The 16,326-nt window shown below is 37.8% G+C and carries 17 protein-coding genes; 12 read left to right on the top strand and 5 right to left on the bottom strand.

Annotated features, from left to right (window positions below; translation table 11 throughout):
• Window positions 1-385 precede the first annotated feature (385 nt).
• Both MKZ26_RS15385 and MKZ26_RS15390 read right to left on the bottom strand, forming a co-directional pair.
• On the bottom strand, window positions 386-1,096 hold the full coding sequence (locus tag MKZ26_RS15385) for an NAD(P)H-dependent oxidoreductase (RefSeq protein WP_340766687.1): 711 nt from the start codon (window positions 1,094-1,096) through the stop codon (window positions 386-388).
• Between the two features lie 58 nt (window positions 1,097-1,154).
• Window positions 1,155-2,024, bottom strand: coding sequence for a DMT family transporter (locus tag MKZ26_RS15390; RefSeq protein ID WP_340766688.1), 870 nt, complete (start codon window positions 2,022-2,024; stop codon window positions 1,155-1,157).
• Window positions 2,025-2,142: 118 nt separating this feature from the next.
• On the opposite strand from MKZ26_RS15390, the gene MKZ26_RS15395 reads away from it, so the two are divergent.
• The 5 genes from MKZ26_RS15395 to MKZ26_RS15415 all read left to right on the top strand — a co-directional run bounded on the left by MKZ26_RS15395 (window position 2,143) and on the right by MKZ26_RS15415 (window position 7,000).
• Window positions 2,143-3,012: a LysR family transcriptional regulator gene (locus MKZ26_RS15395; RefSeq protein WP_340766689.1), complete on the top strand. Its 870-nt coding sequence runs from the start codon at window positions 2,143-2,145 to the stop codon at window positions 3,010-3,012.
• A gap of 374 nt (window positions 3,013-3,386) precedes the next feature.
• Window positions 3,387-4,334, top strand: coding sequence for an ATP-binding protein (locus tag MKZ26_RS15400; protein WP_067213684.1), 948 nt, complete (start codon window positions 3,387-3,389; stop codon window positions 4,332-4,334).
• A gap of 13 nt (window positions 4,335-4,347) precedes the next feature.
• Window positions 4,348-5,220: a tetratricopeptide repeat protein gene (locus MKZ26_RS15405; protein ID WP_340766690.1), complete on the top strand. Its 873-nt coding sequence runs from the start codon at window positions 4,348-4,350 to the stop codon at window positions 5,218-5,220.
• A gap of 859 nt (window positions 5,221-6,079) precedes the next feature.
• Complete coding sequence (locus MKZ26_RS15410) at window positions 6,080-6,232, top strand: hypothetical protein (protein ID WP_338654559.1); 153 nt, start codon at window positions 6,080-6,082, stop codon at window positions 6,230-6,232.
• Between the two features lie 279 nt (window positions 6,233-6,511).
• Window positions 6,512-7,000, top strand: coding sequence for a hypothetical protein (locus MKZ26_RS15415; protein WP_067213682.1), 489 nt, complete (start codon window positions 6,512-6,514; stop codon window positions 6,998-7,000).
• A gap of 271 nt (window positions 7,001-7,271) precedes the next feature.
• On the opposite strand, the gene MKZ26_RS15420 is transcribed toward MKZ26_RS15415, so the two are convergent.
• Complete coding sequence (locus MKZ26_RS15420; RefSeq protein ID WP_156476125.1) at window positions 7,272-7,436, bottom strand: hypothetical protein; 165 nt, start codon at window positions 7,434-7,436, stop codon at window positions 7,272-7,274.
• A 357-nt stretch (window positions 7,437-7,793) separates the two neighbouring features.
• On the opposite strand from MKZ26_RS15420, the gene MKZ26_RS15425 reads away from it, so the two are divergent.
• From MKZ26_RS15425 to MKZ26_RS15450, 6 genes are all read left to right on the top strand, one after another.
• Entirely contained in the window at window positions 7,794-9,089 is a 1,296-nt protein-coding gene (locus MKZ26_RS15425; protein ID WP_340766691.1) for a tetratricopeptide repeat protein, read from the top strand.
• Window positions 9,089-9,223 carry a hypothetical protein gene (locus MKZ26_RS15430; protein ID WP_340766692.1) on the top strand — a complete coding sequence of 45 codons (135 nt, stop codon included), beginning with the start codon at window positions 9,089-9,091 and terminating at the stop codon, window positions 9,221-9,223. The genes MKZ26_RS15425 and MKZ26_RS15430 overlap by 1 nt, the downstream gene beginning before the upstream one ends.
• 287 nt (window positions 9,224-9,510) lie before the next feature.
• On the top strand, window positions 9,511-9,954 hold the full coding sequence (locus tag MKZ26_RS15435) for a MarR family winged helix-turn-helix transcriptional regulator (protein WP_340741095.1): 444 nt from the start codon (window positions 9,511-9,513) through the stop codon (window positions 9,952-9,954).
• Between the two features lie 54 nt (window positions 9,955-10,008).
• The gene (locus MKZ26_RS15440) at window positions 10,009-10,950 is read left to right on the top strand and encodes a ring-cleaving dioxygenase (protein ID WP_340766693.1); all 942 of its coding nucleotides are present in this window, start codon (window positions 10,009-10,011) and stop codon (window positions 10,948-10,950) included.
• 16 nt (window positions 10,951-10,966) lie between these two features.
• Window positions 10,967-12,025, top strand: coding sequence for an LLM class flavin-dependent oxidoreductase (locus tag MKZ26_RS15445; RefSeq protein ID WP_340766694.1), 1,059 nt, complete (start codon window positions 10,967-10,969; stop codon window positions 12,023-12,025).
• Window positions 12,026-12,037: 12 nt separating this feature from the next.
• Window positions 12,038-12,604, top strand: coding sequence for an NADPH-dependent FMN reductase (locus tag MKZ26_RS15450; protein ID WP_340766695.1), 567 nt, complete (start codon window positions 12,038-12,040; stop codon window positions 12,602-12,604).
• Window positions 12,605-12,764: 160 nt separating this feature from the next.
• Here MKZ26_RS15450 and MKZ26_RS15455 read toward each other — a convergent pair whose 3' ends face one another.
• Both MKZ26_RS15455 and MKZ26_RS15460 read right to left on the bottom strand, forming a co-directional pair.
• Entirely contained in the window at window positions 12,765-13,013 is a 249-nt protein-coding gene (locus MKZ26_RS15455) for a hypothetical protein (protein WP_340741092.1), read from the bottom strand.
• Window positions 13,014-13,498: 485 nt separating this feature from the next.
• Window positions 13,499-14,074: a nitroreductase family protein gene (locus MKZ26_RS15460; protein ID WP_340766696.1), complete on the bottom strand. Its 576-nt coding sequence runs from the start codon at window positions 14,072-14,074 to the stop codon at window positions 13,499-13,501.
• A gap of 682 nt (window positions 14,075-14,756) precedes the next feature.
• On the opposite strand from MKZ26_RS15460, the gene proS reads away from it, so the two are divergent.
• Window positions 14,757-16,196 carry a proline--tRNA ligase gene (gene proS / locus MKZ26_RS15465; protein WP_340766697.1) on the top strand — a complete coding sequence of 480 codons (1,440 nt, stop codon included), beginning with the start codon at window positions 14,757-14,759 and terminating at the stop codon, window positions 16,194-16,196.
• Window positions 16,197-16,326: the final 130 nt, after the last annotated feature.

Here is a 16,326-nt window from a genome sequence, read left to right on the forward strand (position 1 = left end):
TTAATTGAATTACTAATCCATGATCAAATGTTTCCCTGCAAAATTTGCAATGCCTGTTGTATTCGGCATTCTATTACTACAAGTCTTAGCATCATTGTTCGGCAAAGTCTTATAAAAATATCAAGTGAATTTTTGTTCATAGTGTGAAGCCATACAGGTATAAAGAAATCCGCAGGCGGGTACAATTGCAGGGAGACCCTTTGGATTTAAATGACTTTATTGTTGTTGATCACATATGTTAGTATTTTACGGAAAAGTGTTCACGTCGTAATTGCTGCAATGATATTCAATTAAAGTACCCATTCGTAATAAAAGGTCAACCAGATATTCCTGGTTGACCTTTTTATATATGGTCTGATTATAACGGTAATCGGGTTAGTAAGAGTTATCTATACTCCATCTTTAATTGATGATTTTCATCATAATGAGAAGTAGGGTGATATGGGATAGATGGAATTTCCTCGAGATTGTGTAAACGCTTTTTATATTCATCTAGGTATTGTTTTCGGTCTTCTTCATCATGTGATGGAGTCCAAGAGATGAATGGTTCGACGGGTTCAAAGCCAGCAAAGTAAAGCATTCCGTGATTAATAGGATAAAGTATCTTCTCATTCATATCACCGTCCATTCCATACGGCGTATACGCACCTTTAGGAGAGCCTGTTGTAGCGGACAACATTGCTTTTCTACCTTTGAGACCGCCAGTATCATATCTATTACCTCTCGAATAAATAAAACCAGAAGCAAATACTCGATCAAACCACCCTTTTAAAATGGCAGGAACAGAATACCACCATATAGGAAATTGGAAAATGACAAAATTCGCCCAAAGAAGTTTATCTTGTTCTTCTTGAATATCTGGAGAGAAACTACTCGTCTTCGTTGCATGTTTTTGTTCGACTGCATATTTTAAAAAGTTCTCGTTTTGAAGTGATTGAAAGTCATCACGGTCAGCGACAGCTTTGAAATTCATAGCATATAAATCTGACACTTTGACTTGATGACCTAGAGATGTTAATTCTGAAACGGCAAGGTCTTTTAAAGCACTATTGAATGATTTTGGTTCTGGATGTGCGTAAATAATTAATATATTCATGATCTCAGCTCCTATAGTTTAAATACATTATTCACGAAGGTGAAAAATCCCATATTCATTAAAAGTCGATTTCCAGTTGTTTTTTAGATGTAGAGTTTGCTATCAGTACACCAGTTAAAATGAGCATCGCAGCAAAATAGCCTTGTAGCCCCATATTTTCATTTATGAAGATGAATGCAAATATAGCTGAAAAAATGGGTTCAAGCGAAAAGAGAAAACCGGTGCTTTCAGGTGTTGTGTACTTTTGAGCAATTGGCTGCATAACAAAGCCATAAGCAGAGCAGATGAGTGCTAAACCGAGTATCGCAAACCAATGAATCGCACTAGCTGGTAAAACTGGTGTCTCAAATAGAAAGGTTCCAACGGTTGCAAAAAAGGTAGCAAATCCCAGTTGGTAAATACCTAGCTGCAAGGCATCAACCTCGCGCACAAAGCGGTTTGTCACGATAATATGGACTGCATAAAGGAGGGCAGCTACTAAACAATAGTATGCGCCGGATGCAATAGTAAAATCATCTCCAATCAGTAGTAGTGCTAAACCGGTAGAGACAATTAGAACGCCGCATACAATTTTTCTACTGGGGAGTTTACGTGTAATGAATATTTGTAAAACGGGAACGAGGATAACTGTTGTACTCGTCAGAAAACCGGCTGTAGAAGCAGTCGTGTTTTTTACGCCGTACATTAATGCAATGAAAATCCCACATAGCAGAGCGCCTACAATCGCACTATACTTTAACGTTTTAGCGTCTACACGGATTATTTTTTTAAAGAATATCAGTACCATAACGATAAATGCAATGCCGAATCGTAAAGCGACAATCGTTATTGGAGGAATTACATCCACAGTGATTTTCATGAAAATATATGATGCTCCCCAAGCCAATGAAACCGTAGCTAAAATTAAGTTTGCTTGACGCTGTGTCATGCTCGGAATTCACCCCCTTCCATCTGTTTATCTATATCGTATCACCGGTACTTGTATTAATATCATGAATATTTATAATGGAACTATTAGATTAGCTAATGTAAGGGAGTGAGAGAAGATGAATCCGTATGATGCTTTTGTCAAAATCATTGAAACCGGCAGTTTTACCAAAGCAGCTGAAGAGCTTCGCTATACGCAATCTGCCATTAGCCAAATGGTCCATTCATTAGAGAAGGAGCTTTCGACCACGCTGATTTTACGCTCCCGCAAAGGAATTACCTTGACGCCAGATGGCGAGGAGTTTTTACCTTATATTAAGAATATACGAAATTCACATCAGGAATTAATAGAAAAGCATAACGAGATGCAAGGACTGCATAGTGGGCTTATCAGAATTGGAACGTTTTCGAGTGTTTCATGCAATTGGTTGCCAGGACTGATGAAGGATTTCAAGGAACAGTATCCAGCTGTTCATTTTGAATTACATCAAGGCGAATATACGAATATCTCCAATTGGATTAAAGAGGGAAGCGTTGACTTTGGCTTTGTCAATCCAACTGCTGTCACGAATCTGACAACCATTCCGCTGCAAGAAGATGAAATGCTTGCTGTATTGCCAATGGACCATCCTTTAGCTACGCACCGCAATGTTTCCTTGAAAGAATTAACGAATGAACCCTATATTCTTTTGGATGAGGGCGAACTAAGCGAACCGTTAACCATTTTTAAACAAAATAACTTAGAACCCAATATACAATACCGGGTGCATGATGATTATTCGATTATGGCCATGGTTGAACAAGGGCTTGGGCTTACTATTTTACCTAAGCTTGTCTTAAATAGGTGCCCGTATAACATTGTGACGAAAACGATCTCTCCAGCTGTTTTTCGTACAATCAGTTTGGCATACAAGGATAAAAAGGTATTGCCGATAGCAAGTAGATATTTTATTGACTTTATCATAGAGAGAAATAGCAAACTCGTTTGAAGTTTAACACCGGATTGCAAAAGAATTCCCAATAAAACCTCGCAACTTATAACTTTATAAGAATGATAAATTGGAGGAGGCTGCTGTTTTATCGGTTGTGCACATCAGTAGGGTGAAGAGGAAGCCGCAAAATAAAGCATTACAAAGACATTCATCTCGGCTGTCTGTATTTACGTTTGGTACAAATCGAGTCGGGTTTTCTGGATTCTAGTTTGGAATTTGATTGACAGGCAATTTTTACTGTAACAAAACTTTATACCCTTGTGCTTTGTACTCATAGACGTTTTTTACACTTTATTCTAAAATTAACATATGGAAATATTTGAGTATTTGCATTTCAGTAACTAGGATGAATTTGTGCAAAGGGGCCTATTATGACGAATGACTATGAAGGAAAACGAAAACAACTAAAAGTGATTCAATTTGACAAAGCGAAAAATACGCTAATTGAAAAGACAGAGCCGAAAGAGACGTTTGCGGATGTTGGCGGTTTGGAGGATGTTAAAAAGAAAATTCAGATGAACTTCATCCTTCCACTTAAGAATCCAGAGTTTTTTAAAGCGTATGGCAAAGAAGCTGGGGGAAGTTTACTGTTATACGGACCACCGGGTTGTGGAAAAACATTTTTGGCAAAAGCGATTGCGGGTGAAATAAATGCCAGTTTTCTACATTTGGAATTACAAGCAATTTTGTCGATGTACGTAGGGGAAAGCGAGCATAATCTCCATGATGTATTTGAAGCAGCGCGAGAAAATAAACCATGCGTCTTATTTATTGATGAGTTGGATGCAATTGGTGGAAATCGGCAAAACATGAGACAACATCATGAGAGGATGCTTGTCAATCAGTTGCTCCTTGAGTTGGATGGTCTAAATTCTCATAATCATGGTATCTATGTTATTGGCGCAACGAATACGCCGTGGTATTTGGATTCTGCATTACGGAGACCTGGCCGTTTCAATCAGTTGCTATTCATCCCACCACCTAGTGAAACGGAAAGAGAAGTCATCCTAGAATTAAAACTGAAAGACAAACCTCAGTCTTCGCTTAATCACAAAAAAATTGCTAGTAAAACTGAACATTTCTCTGGGGCTGATCTTGGCCAACTTGTCGGGGATGCAATCGAGTCTGCATTACACCGTTCGTTGGAAACGGGTGAACTACAACCGTTAACGAATGATGATTTAAGTGGAGCATTGAAGCAAAGGAAGCCGACGACTTTGGAGTGGTTTTCCACGGCTAAAAATTACGCCACCTTCAGTGATGTGAATAAGGATTATCAACATGTGCTTGATTATATAAAAGAGAATAGAATTAGATAGGTTGTGAGTTGCGATGGACGAAGAAAAACAATATGCACAACTCATGCGGATTGAACAATTGTGTGAGTGGAGTCGTTTTAAAGATGCCATTAAAGAGACGGAAAACTACATTCAACAATACCCCGAAGATGCGGATGGTTATGCGCTGCTCAGTAAAGTCTATTTAATGTTAGATGACTTTGAAAAATCTTGGCATTGGTCACAAGAAGCATTAAAGAAAGAACCAGAAAATGAGGTCGCGTGGGAGGTTAGGGTATCGACGCTTTACACAGAAGGTAAATATGATGAAGCGATGACCGCGATTAAAGAAGCTTTAACCATTTACCCCGAAGAAGGCCATTATTATTTTTTGAAAGGGAATATTTATAATCAGCGTGGTAATTATAAAAAAGCGAAAGAAAGCTTTCTCGTTGCTTTAAAATTTGAGACTTCTAATGCACTCTATCTTGCAAATTACAGTTATGTTGAAAGTATTTTGGGGAATCAAGATCTTGCTCTTCAGGCGGAAGAACAAGCATTGGAACTAGAGCCAGAAAATTCAACTGTCTTTATGTATTTAGCTTGGGCAGCTGATCAAAGGGGAGATCATTTAAAGTCATTGCATTACTTGGAAAATGCGGTCCGATTAAAACCTGATAATCGCCAATTAAGAGAAGAGTACCTGGAAATTTTACAAAAGCAATATAAAGTGTACCGATTATTCTTGGTGCCGTCTAAACTATTAACAAGAGTAAAACCGATATATGCATTCCTACTTTGGATTGTGGCCTGGATTTTATTTAAGCCACTTGTCGTTGTATTTATTGTTTTATATGTCCTGGCCCATTGGACGACGAAAATTATTGTCAATGTAAAGGTGTTTGGTCGTATAATTGTAAAGGCATGAAATCTTGTATTAATGAATAGATATGAAAAAAGGTACCTAGTTCTGAATTTCAGAAAAAGGTACTTTTTTAGGGTTTTTATGGGGATTAAACGATGTCGAAGGCGATAATAATAGCCTCCGTTTTTGGATGTCAGTTATAGTAGTGAACGAAAAATTTGAAGAATAAAGTCTATTGATTGAAATCAGCTAAAGAACTTTTTCTGTAGCAAAGGGAAAACAATGCATCGAATAACTGTATAAGGTATCCATAAGCAGTTAGAATGCGAAGAAACTTTATTATCTAAATGTATTGACAATTATAAAATGGAAATGGTATCCTAAAGTAGTTAGACTTACAAAAAAAGAGGGAGGCACGGAAAAAATGATTAAACGTGTATATTCTACCTATAACTTTATAGTCATTCCGTGCGTAAACAATCTTTCTTTTAACTAATTAGTATCGGAATGGCATATATTCTGCCGTTCTTTATAATGAGCACACGCTTATTTTAATAGGCGTGTGCCTTTTTGAGTTCAATTTAAATACAAATTGGTGTTTCCACGCATTGCGTGTTGCATAAATAAGTAGAAAAGGAGTGTTGACTATGTTTTACGTAATTCAGCAAAGAAAAGTATTGAGGAAGGAATCTACAGAGAGCGGATAGTGAAAGATTTTAATACTTTAAGAGTTAATTAAAAATAAGATTGAGGAGGAGAATAAAAGATGATCAACAAAATTGTAAATAACAGATTGAATAAGCGATTCGGAGAAAATAAATTGGAGTCACCAACAGTATATTTAGGTGGTAAATATATAACAAGAATGGTGTTTGCCATACCTTTACAATAAACTTGGAAGTGCTCCTAAGGGAGTAATAGAATGTTTGAACATGATATAGAATACGTCCGTGAACGGATGCGTGAATTACAGAAAGAAGCAAGAGCTCATGAATTAGCACGTCGCTGCATGAGCATGAAAAAGAAAAACAGAAAATCTTTTTGGGTAATTTTAATGAGCTACTTTGAGAGATGAGTAACTAATCGGTTACTTCTGTTAGAGGGCACATCATATAAATAGAAAAAAACATCTTTGTCTACAATGAAATCTAGTAGATAAAGATGTTTTTTTATGCATTATAACAGTTTTTTGATTAATAGTGCATCAACTTTCAATAGAAGCACTAAAGCCAGAGATCTATATTATTTCTAGCTTTACATTTGCCTACACAAACTTCCGTGTCTAGCGAACAATCGAAATTAAGATAGCATAATCTATATAGATATAAGTTCGATTAGCAACGGAGGTTAAGGGATGATAAACTTTAAAGCTTTTAATGGTACGGTAACGACGATTGATGATTTTTCGATAGGGCAAAATAACGAAGCCGGTTGCTATAAATTAATAGCCGTGGAAAATGGGAACGGGACGTTAGTCAATTTCGTAGTGGCACCCACTACTTACTTTGTAGATCATGTAATGGTGGCAGTAGGAGATAAGATAACTGGGTTTTATGATGCGAACGCGCTAGTCCCTCTCATATACCCACCACAATTTCGAGCGCTTGTAATTGCCAAAGACACTCCCTATCAAAATGTGAAAGTATCCTTTTTTAACAGCCAATTAGAGAGTAGCGACGGCGCATTAAGATTAAATATATCTTCGCATACCCAAATCTTATTGGAAAACGGGCAAGCCTTTACCGGAAGTATTGCAAATCGAAATCTAATTGTTACCTATGGTGCTACTACTAGAAGTATCCCAGCCCAAACTACACCCAATAAAGTTATTGTTTTATGTTAGTGGTTTGGAGCAAATGATTTCTATCTATGCCAGCAAACTACAATTGCATAAAAAAACTCAGTCATTAACAATTAGACTGAGTTTTTTGTTGTATATGATTTTATTGGTACTAGCGTGGGCTGTATTATGGTATTGTTTACTACCCTCTAGTGGTTTAGTGATTTCTAACTATCAAGCAAACTCACTTGGAACTGGATTAGCACATGTTTAGGTTCACCTAAAATTATAATAAAAAATTTAAATGATAGAATCGACTGAATAACTCCTTGAGTTAAATCTGTTTGATTTCATTTGAAATATCGCGAAATTCTACTGATTCTAAGAATCCATTAGACTTCATCTTATCCAAAAACTCAATCAGTTCAATTTTCATTTGATATAATTGCAGATCTTTATATTCACCATCAAATTGCTCGTTTGTCGTTTCCGTAGGCATAATCTCACTCCCTTCGAAAGAATGGTATGAATTTATCCACTAGATTTAACATATTGGAAATTGCTTTAGAATCCGGAACCCCTATTTTATTATCTATACATTGACTAGTGCCTTTATCTATTTTAATTACCTTAACGGTTTTATGGGGATAAATGTCTTCAATTCGCATGCGTACTACCCCTTATTTCTTGCTAAGTTAAACATACCACTCATAAGTCTAAAGTAATACTCAATTAGGTTGGGACATTTTATTTGGAATTATGCATTATTTGAGACTTTCAGTAATTAATTTCTCACATTAAAATGGTATGATTAATGTTAAGTATGTATTATGCTGTAAAAGAGAGGGATTCGCTAATGAAAGTTGGTCATTTAATAAAGACAGAACGAATTAGGCAAGAAATGAAACAATTAGTATTAGCAAAAGGAATCTGTACGCCATCTTATTTATCTAAAATTGAACGGAATTTAATATTTCCAAGTGAAGACATAGTCACATTATTATTTAATCGTTTAGGAATAGATCCATCGAAGTTACAGAAGAATAATCAGCAAACTGAAATTGATTTCGAAAAAATGCTAGAGGCTACTTACAAGGAAGTAATTACAAATCAAAATGTGAATTTTACTAAACAAAAACTGGGGTATTTAGAACAACATAGTCCCTTATTTGAAAACCGAACGCTCTACTACACTTATCTGCTGATTGTATTAAGGTTCCGCATTATTTCAGGCGGGAAAATGGATGAAATAAAAAAGGAAATAAAAGATCTTGAAGAATTGAGCAAAGATTTTAACCCACGGCAAACCTATTTATATAAAGTAAATAAGGCATTTTACTATTATTCAACAGAAAAACGCAATAAATCGATTGAATATTTAGAAGATGTGTTATTATTAGTCGATGACATTGCATTAGAAGCTTGGGAAAAAGCGGAATTGAATTATATGATAGGTGTAGTTTACACAGCAGATAGCCGAATCTTTACTACTATTGATTATATAAGAAGTGCTCTTGGTTATTACAGAGAAAATTTTTTAATGAAGAGAGTGTTAGATTGCTACATACTTATTGGGATTACTCGCAAGAAAAGTGAACAATTTCAAGATGCGTTTGAATCCTATTTAAAAGCAATGCAAATATGTGATGAGTTTAACTTGCCTCACAAAAAAGGGATCGTTTACCATAACCTTGGTTCGTTATCTAGTATAATGGGCAATAGTGAGGAAGCAATTCGTTACTATAAAGAAAGTATTGAATTTGAAAAAGATGAAGATAGCGGCCTAATTTCGATATTTTGTTTAGTGATAGAGTATTCAAAAATGAATAACCAGAGGCTTGTTAATGATTGGTGTGATAAGGGGATTTCATTACTTTTACAGTTAAAAGATAATAATTTCACATCGTATTACCATCATTTTAATATTTTCAAATCACTTCATAGTGAACAAGGTTTATCTGAAAGAATTACTAAAGAAGCGATCGAATATTTTAAAGAAAAACAGAACTATCAGTATGTCCGTAAATATTCGATTGCACTAGCCGAATGGTATTACAATAATAGAAAATATAAATTATCATCTATTTGTTATCAAGAAGCAATTAGATATGATTATATTTATAGAAAAATAAAGACATGGGAGGATTTATAATGAAAAAGCTATTATCTATACTTATACTTGTTGTAATCTTCAGTGGAGTTGCTGGGAACCAAGCTTTTGCATCTCAAGACCGATTGCCTGAACTGTTTAGAACATCTAGTTTTACAATTGAACTCCTAAAATAAGCAAAACAAAGGGAACAACTCTTAATGGGGTTGTTCCCTTTGTCATTTTAATCGGTACAACAGCGATTCCGATAAAGTACAGTTTTATTAATAGTGCAATAAGTAAAAATGAACAAACTAGTAATAATCAATGGGCGTGGCGGGAGTTTTTAATTTTGGTTTCCTGTTACATATTTGGAAAGTGAAAATTTAAACAATTTTATCTTGAATTCGAGGTTTATAACTTGATTCTCCATCACTTGTGTGGTAAAGTGATATTAAAGTTAGTGATGAGGAGGCGAAACAAGATGCGTAATAATACGATTGGCTCGTTGATTTGGTTACGTTTAATGCGTTTTACAAACCAAAGTAACCAACTGTCGAATGAGTTTTTAAAGCGTTTTGAGTTAACAACTGCCCAATTTGATGTACTTGTACAAATTCAGATATACCAGCCACTCACACAAAGTGAATTAGCTGAAAAAGTGACCGTTACGCAAGGCGGTATTTCCCGCATGCTCGCACGACTTGAAAAAGAAGACTATATTGTACGTAAGCAAGACTGGAAAACGAAAATGATTAGCTTAACTGACAAGGCTGAAGCGATTTTAGAAGAGGCGATGCCAGCTCAACTGGCGTTTCAAACGTCATTTTTTGCTGATGTATTAAACGAGGAAGAAGAGAAAACACTTTACAAATTAATGACACGCATCCATAAACATAGTCAAAAAAAAGAATTGCCGCTGGAGTGATTTTTTTTGCACTATCACTTGACTAATCAATTTAAAAACTAAGGAGGAACTAACATGTATAAAATACTAGGACATCACCATATTTCAATGATTACAAAAAGCGCTCAAGCGACTAATCATTTTTACCGAGATGTACTAGGCTTGCGCCGTGTGAAAAAGACGGTTAACCAAGATAGCCCATCCATGTATCACTTGTTTTATGGGGATTTAACGGGAAGTGCAGGAACGGAGTTATCCTTTTTTGAAATGACGAACGCTGGAAAAACCGTCCGTGGAACAAATGCCATAACACAAATCGGCTTACTCGTGCCATCACTTGAAAGTTTAACGTATTGGAAAAAGCGCTTTGAGCAATTGGATGTAGAGCACGGAGACATTACAACGTATGCAGGTCGAGCAGCGCTGCCATTTGAGGATACAGAGGGGTTACGAATGATCTTGCTTAATAATAATGGCGAAGCGATACCTGAATTTTGGTCGCCTTGGGAAGATTCAGTTGTGGAGCAAGAGCATCGTATTTTAGGAATGGGAACTACGGAAATAACAGTACGTTATTTGGAACGGACGGCTAAAATGTTGCAAGAGATGTTTGGCTATGTGGAAGTAGCTCATTCTGAGAAAGAAGTTATTTATCAGTCGGTTGCTGGGCAAGCATTTGGTGAAATTGTTTTGAAGCAGTTGGAGGGACCGAGTGAAAAACCGGGACGAGGAAGTATTCATCATTTAGCGATTCGTGTGAAGAACGAGGAAGAGCTGCGCTATTGGGACGGAGTCGTGAAAGAACGTGGCTTCGATTCATCTGGTGTTATCGATCGTTTTTATTTCCAAAGCTTATACTTCCGAGATTCGAAAGGCATTCTATTCGAAATTGCCACAGATGGACCTGGATTTACAGTTGATTCAGCAGTTAAAGATTTAGGAAAAGAATTAGATTTACCACCATTTTTAGAATCAAAACGTGCAGAAATTGAAGCGAAACTACAACCAATCGATTAAAAAGGGGAGAATTTAAATGGAGAAATACCGTATTGACACAACTAAAGGACTTGAATTTGGTTTATATTCGATTGGGGATCATTTACTAAATCCGTTAACAGGAAGTCGTATTAGCGCAGAGCAGCGTATTCACGAATTGATTGAAGCAAGTAAGTTGGCTGATGAGGCGGGACTAGATGTTTTTGCAGTAGGGGAGAGTCATCAAACGCATTTTACAACACAAGCGCATACGGTCATTTTAGGCGCTATCGCACAGGCAACAAAAAACATTAAAATTGCGAGTTCTGCAACAGTGTTAAGTGTATCTGATCCTGTTCGTATCTATGAGGATTTTGCCACGATTGATTTGATCTCAAAAGGGCGGGCTGAAATTGTTGCAGGACGTGGTTCACGGATTGGGGCCTATAGTTTACTTGGGTATGATGTTCATGACTACGAAGAGTTATTTGAAGAAAAATTAGAGCTTCTGCTAAAGATAAACGATGAGGAAACCGTAACATGGCAGGGGCAATTCCGGGCACCATTGGAAAACGCTACTATTTTACCGCAACCACAAAATGGTCATCTGCCAATATGGCGTGCAGTAGGAGGCCCACCCGCGAGTGCGATTAAGGCTGGGTATGCAGGAGTACCGATGATGCTGACAACTCTTGGTGGACCAGCGATTAACTTTAAGGCGTCGGTGGATGCCTACCGTGAGGCGGCGCAGCGTAGTGGTTTTGATCCAGCAGCGTTACCAATTGCAACAACGAGCCTATTCTATACAGCAGAAACTTCACAGGATGCGCTTCGTGAATATTATCCACATGCTAATGCAGGTATGCAGGCGTTAAGAGGCGGCGGCTATCCGAAACAACAATTTGCACAATCAACGGATACGCGCGATGCATTAATGATTGGTAGTCCACAGCAAATTATTGAAAAAATGCTCTATCAGTATGAATTATTCGGTCAACAGCGGTTCATGGCACAAATTGACTTTGGTGGCGTTCCGTTTGATAAAATTATGAAAAATATCGAATTAATTGCGACAGAAATACTACCAGCAGTTAAGAAATATACTGCTGGAAAATAAGGAGATGCTAGCATGAAAATCGTCTTACTATCGGGCTCCAATGTAGGGTCTAAAACAAGAACAGCGATGGATTATACAGTCAAAATAGCGCATGAAAAATACCCGGATGCAGAGATTACATTACTGGATCTGGCTGAATTTGAAATGGTTTTTAGTGACGGGCGTAATTATTGGGACTACGAGGGTGACACCAAGTATGTTACAGAAACGCTTATGGCCGCGGATGCAATCATTATTGGATCGCCAACGTTCCAAGCTTCTATTCCGGCTACGCTCAAAAATATATTTGATTTATTACCAGTCAATGCGTTCCGGGATAAAGTAGTGAGTATGCTCGTAACAGCAGGTACAGCTAAGCATTATTTGATGGCGGAACAACAGTTAAAGCCAATTTTAGCGTATATGAAGGCACATATTGTACCTACTTATGTGTTTATAGAAGAAAAGGATTTCCATCGCAAAGAAATCGTTAATGATGATGTTCTCTTCCGTCTGGAGCGCTTAGTGGAAGATACCGTGCTTCTTGTCGATGCTCATGTAGGGATTCGAAAAGCGAAAGATGAGGAATATGGTTTTTAACTAGTTCATAGCAGTAGTCCACATTGTGAGCAGGAAACTTAGAAAGAAAAAAGGTAGTACTGCTTAAAGTGAAAATCTAGGGCGTTACAAAAATCCCCACAATCTCGTAGAAGTTTACGACGAGATTGCGGGGATTTTGGCTAGTAGTGACTGTCACTTATTAAGAATGAAGCTTTATCTTTTTTTCGTTTTTAAATAATAGATAATGGGCTTTTCCTAATTTTTCTTCTATATAGTCGAGTGAATAGTTACCGGATGGATCTGCTAAGTCTCCAAGTGCCCGAGATAGATTATCAACCGCGAGATTTAGCGTCTCAAACTGTCTTTGCTCATTCCCTCTATTCATTTCATGCATGATTTCATGAGCTAGTTGCTGGATTCGACGTAAGCGTACTTCTTTCGTCTGCATGATATCCTCCTCCATATATCAACTTATATAGCCTAACTATATGGCTAATGATAGGAGTTCATGAGTAGATGTATAAATTAATTCGGATAACCGCTTACAAGCACTACTTATATATGTTGAACAAATGAATATGGCGTATGCGCTTTACAAGGGCTTTTAGAAGGCAACTGAAAAGGATGAAATAGAACTCCTACCAATACCGCTTTGGCGCTTTGTGGATGCCTCCCGCGATAAGCCAGAAAGAAGACCGCTTTCAGTCTTATCGCTCCGGCTACCACGAAGTCGCGCCTTCGCTGGATGGTCTATGTGAGAAAGAGCATATCATTAGCTGTGATGAAATCAGCAACCTAGATTGCTGATTTCTTGAATATAATTATACATGTTGAATCCGGTATATATACTGAGCGAAGGCGCCTTAACAGGGGTAGCTGAAGCCATTCAATGGAATTCTTTAATTCAACATATATAGTCTCTAATTCGAAAAATTACTTATTAATGATCGTAATAAGCTCGCGAATATCCGTGCGTGGTTGAGCTTCTGGTATATGTTTAGGATAGCCGATCATCAACGTCGCTACTACTTTTTCGCCAGGTAGGACATCGATGGCCTCCCTGAATGCCGGATCGTATACCCAATCGTTAGTACGCCAAATCATGCCAATTTCCCTTTCCCATGCCGCAAGTTGGAAGTTTTGAATTAGTGAGGAAACTGCCCCGTAATCCTCATCCCATCTTCTTTGGCGGGGATCTTCAGGCATAACGACTACAAGATGAACGGGTATATCCCGGAAGTATTGTGCTTTTCTATTCACTTTTTCTGAAACTTCGCCATCTACTTTCGGCTGCGAATCAATGTAGGCCTGAACAAATTGTTCTTTTCCTTCATCCACGTACAATTGAAAGCGCCACGGTTCCGTCAACTTGTGGTTCGGTGCCCATTTCGCGACATTTAGCAGCTCGATGATTACTTCAGCACTAATCGGATCTTTTTTAAAAGATTTGATTGTTCTTCGGTCTATAATGTTTTGTTCAACCACATTTTTCCCTTCTTGCTGACTCATCTGATAATCCCCTTTATGTTTAGATAGTATATGAAGTTTTTGAACTTCAAATGAAAATCATTCTCAATTAAATACCCATTTAGTATAGCATGACAAGTAATAATAGCTCAATAAATCTAATCTTAAATCAAAACAGAGTTCATCTACATTGTGAGAGGCAACTCGATGGGTATCATATGCAAAATTTACGACCGAATTTGCCCAAATAATTTTCCCGTGCCTGTCGACATTCATTGAAGTTGTATGAACCGTGAGTATTTGATATATTAAAAGTAATATGAAATCTTTGACGTGACCAAGTAGACAAGAATTGTGAACCAGAAAGTATAGCGACTTACTGAGAGCTATATCACCGCTTCTTGTCGAAACCTACCACTGAGATGTTATGACAACATAACCGAGTCGTTTTCGTTACCAAACGTTTTAGAGGGCTTGAATTTAACTTAATTCAGCTGAATTAAGTTAAAGCCTCCGGCGGATGTCACAGATTTTGAATTGCGCACATGCAATTCGAAATCTGGACGCAATTACACCGGGGCGCAATTGATTTAGGCTAAACTAAGGTGGTACCACGTCCATTCAGCACAAAGACGTCCTTATTATAAGGGCAACTTTGTGCTTTTTTGATGTCTAGATTTCAGGCAACCGAAGGATTTCTTTATTATTTTAGGAGGGGAAATTAATGACCAATCAACAGAAAAATGATTTTACAAGCTGGTATATCGACACGATTCAAAAGGCGGATTTAATGGACTACACGCCAGTTCGCGGGTGCATTGCATTCAAACCGGATGGCTATGAAATTTGGGAGCATATCCAAGCCGAGATGGATAGACGTTTTAAAGAAACGGGGCATCGAAATGCCTATTTTCCAATGCTTATTCCAGAGTCGTTTTTTGAAAAAGAGAAGGATCATATCGAAGGGTTCTCACCAGAACTCCCTTGGGTTACCGAAGCTGCAGGTGAAAAGCTAGAAGAGCGTTTAGCGCTTCGACCAACGTCTGAAACGATGGTTGGGCATCTTTATTCGGATTGGATTAAAAGCTATCGAGATCTTCCTGTGTTAATTAACCAATGGGCGAACGTCTTCCGTTGGGAAAAGAAAACACTACCGTTCATTCGGACGTCTGAATTTTTATGGCAGGAAGGGCATACTGCTCACGTGGATGAAGAAGAAGCACGTGCTGAAACGATGCAAATGCTCAACATTTATAAAGAAGTTGTCGAAGAGTTGCTGGCGATTCCAGTATATGATGGTCAAAAGACACCTTCCGAGCGTTTTGCAGGAGCCGTGGATACGTATTCCATTGAAGCAATGATGAAGGATGGAAAAGCAGTTCAAGCAGGAACTTCACATTATTTAGGAACAAAATTCGCGCAAGCATTTGATATTAAGTATTTAAATAAAGAAAATAAGCATGAATTTGTCCATACGACATCTTGGGGGACTTCTACCCGATTGATAGGTTCTGTTATTATGGTGCATGGCGATGAACAAGGGCTTGTATTGCCGCCACGTGTCGCACCGACGCAGGTTGTATTAATTCCAGTAGGGCCATGGAAGAAAAATCCTGAAATTATAGAAAGACTTGATACGATTTATGCGGCATTAAAAGCCAAAGGGATTCGCGTACGTTTGGATGATTCTGATCAATCACCGGGTTATAAATTTAATGAATGGGAACTGAAAGGTGTGCCGGTTCGAGTTGAATTAGGGCCACGTGACTTGGAAAATAACCAAGCGATAATAAAAGCGCGCGATGAAGAAGAAAAAATAGCTGTTGATCTTCCAACTATAGCTGACTGCATTGAAGGTGCACTTAACACGATGCAAACTCGCTTATTGGACAAAGCACGTGCTTTCCGTGAAAAGCATTCCCATACGCATGTCGATTCACTCGAGCAATTAACGCAACATATTGCTGACTCGACAGAAAATGGAGAAATCCCAGGTTGGATCCTTGCGGGCTGGTGTGGAGATGACGCCTGTGAAAAACAAGTGAAAGAAAAAACAAAATTCACGACGCGTAATATCCCATTCAATCCACCCGCTACAAAGTCAACATGCATCAATTGTAGAACAGCAGCAAAATATACTGTGTGGTTCAGTCGCGCTTATTGATTAACTAACTGGAATGAAAAATGCTCCCCCGAATAAATCGGAAGGAGCATTTTTCATTCCATGTACATTCATTGTTGTTACGGAGCAACAGCCCCAGCGTGTATTTTGAGAACTATATATGTTGAATTAA

Origin of the sequence: Sporosarcina sp. FSL K6-6792, from assembly GCF_038004885.1 — a bacterium.
Taxonomy (GTDB): Bacteria; Bacillota; Bacilli; order Bacillales_A; family Planococcaceae; genus Sporosarcina; species Sporosarcina psychrophila.